At 58.9% G+C, this 1868-nt stretch carries 3 protein-coding genes; 2 read left to right on the forward strand and 1 reads right to left on the reverse strand.

The window, feature by feature from the left end:
- The first annotated feature begins 402 nt into the window (after window positions 1-402).
- Window positions 403-759, forward strand: a complete 357-nt coding sequence (locus tag B4E36_RS17135) for a flagellar biosynthetic protein FliO (RefSeq protein WP_018066491.1) — start codon at window positions 403-405, stop codon at window positions 757-759.
- Between the two features lie 74 nt (window positions 760-833).
- Here the strand turns inward: B4E36_RS17135 and dksA are convergent, their stop codons facing one another.
- Window positions 834-1253, reverse strand: coding sequence for an RNA polymerase-binding protein DksA (gene dksA / locus B4E36_RS17140; protein ID WP_292058615.1), 420 nt, complete (start codon window positions 1251-1253; stop codon window positions 834-836).
- 355 nt (window positions 1254-1608) lie between these two features.
- On the opposite strand from dksA, the gene B4E36_RS17145 reads away from it, so the two are divergent.
- A partial coding sequence (locus tag B4E36_RS17145; protein ID WP_345900598.1) for a SixA phosphatase family protein occupies window positions 1609-1868 on the forward strand: 260 nt, incomplete at its 3' end.

Below are 1868 nucleotides of genomic sequence, written 5' to 3' on the forward strand. Positions count from 1 at the left end.
TAGGCAAGCGCCACGATCGTCGCCAGGATGAGAAGCACGAGCGCCAGCCGGGACATGATGCCGGCGCCGAAGCCGCGCCTGACGGTGGTCTCGCTGCCCGTGTCGTCCTTTTGCCCTGATGTCATTGAAACCTCGTCATCCGTCCGGCCCGTGGCGCGAAAACATCGTTGGTGCCCGATGCAACAGGATCGGCCAGTTCTGCAAGCATATCTAGCGACAAATGCTTAAATTTCGGTATTGCCGCCCGGTTTCCGCCCCGATCAGGCCCGGTTTCGTCCATGCCTTGCTTCGTTCTGGTGATATTGCCAAAAAAGGCGCGATTTCAATCCGTAAGCCATGCTAGATTGGCGCGCGCATGCGCAGGCAAAGCGCAGACAGGGCATAGGCAGTGAAAGGCAGACAATGGGCGACCTCGGTTTCGGCAGCATGATTTTCGATATACCGCTGATAGCGATCGGCGTGATCATCGTGATCATTGTCGCGATCTGGGTTCTGATGCATCTGCGCCCGCCATCGCCCTTCATCCGGGGCGGCAAGAACCGTAAGCCCAGGCTTTTCGTGGTCGATGCCGCAGCCGTCGACGCGCGCCGCCGGGTGGTGCTGATCCGGCGCGACAATGTCGAGCATCTGGTGATGATCGGCGGCCCGAACGATATCCTGCTGGAAACGCGCATACCGGCGCCCATCGGCGCGCGCCGCGCGCCTTCTGCCGAAGAGGCCGCCGCCAAGCCCGCAACCGCGCCCACCGAACCCAGGTGATTCGGCAGCGCGCAAAAAACAGCGATGAGAATCAAAAGGCCGCGTCCTCTGGCGCGGCCTTTTGATGTGTCATGCTATTCGTCGCGGTAGACTTTTTCGCGTCGCTCGTGGCGCTCCTGCGCCTCGATCGACAGGGTTGCGATTGGTCGCGCATCCAGCCGTTTAAGTCCGATCGGCTCACCAGTCTCCTCGCAATAACCATAGGTTCCCTCGTCGATCCGGCGCAGCGCCGCATCGATCTTCGAGATCAGCTTGCGCTGGCGATCACGCGCACGCAGTTCGATGGAACGGTCGGTTTCGGAAGAGGCCCGGTCAGCGAGATCGGGATGGTTGGCGCTTTCGGCGGCCAGATGTTCGAGCGTTTCGCGTGCTTCCCGCAGGATATCGTTTCTCCAGGCGATCAGTTTTGCGCGAAAATAGGCCCGCTGGTTGGGATTCATGAACTCTTCGTTATCGGAGAGAACATAGCTACTAAGATCAATGTTCTTGTTCAAAGCCATTCTCCTGAACAACACCCCACGGGCGGTGTATATCCCAAACAAATACGAAAATTCAAGCCTCTGCTTCATATTTGGGCAGGTAAAAAACTGTTGAAAAAATAGGCCCTGCCTGAAGAACGACCTCTCTGTCACAATGCCGTTCAAAATCGCGCCTGCGTTGCAGGACCGCTGAAGATCGCTCTCAAGGGCTGCATTCGAATGGATTTTCGGCGCTCCGGAAGCATCGAACAAAGCCGGCAAAAAAGCGTGAGGTCTTGTGAAAAAATCATGGTAAAGACATGGTCGATTTTTGAATGTCAGCGCAGCCACCGCGCGTTCCAAACCGCTTCACGCCGCTTCGAGATTGAGAATGTCGACCATCAACCCGCACCCCGACCGGATCTATCTTCTGCGCCATGCCCAGGCGGTCTGGCCCGAGCCGACCATGCGCGATTACGACCGGCCGCTCTCCAAGCGCGGCGTCGATGACGCCGCCGAACTTGCCGAGCGAATGAAGCAGAGCGGCTACGTTCCAGGCCTGATCCTGTCGTCTTCCGCGATGCGCTGCCGGCAGACGGCGGACGCCGCCTATCGCACGCTCGGACGCGCGCCGGAGTGCCGATTCGTCGA

Source organism: Martelella sp. UBA3392 (genome assembly GCF_002358775.1).
In the GTDB taxonomy this organism is placed as follows: domain Bacteria; phylum Pseudomonadota; class Alphaproteobacteria; order Rhizobiales; family Rhizobiaceae; genus Martelella; species Martelella mediterranea.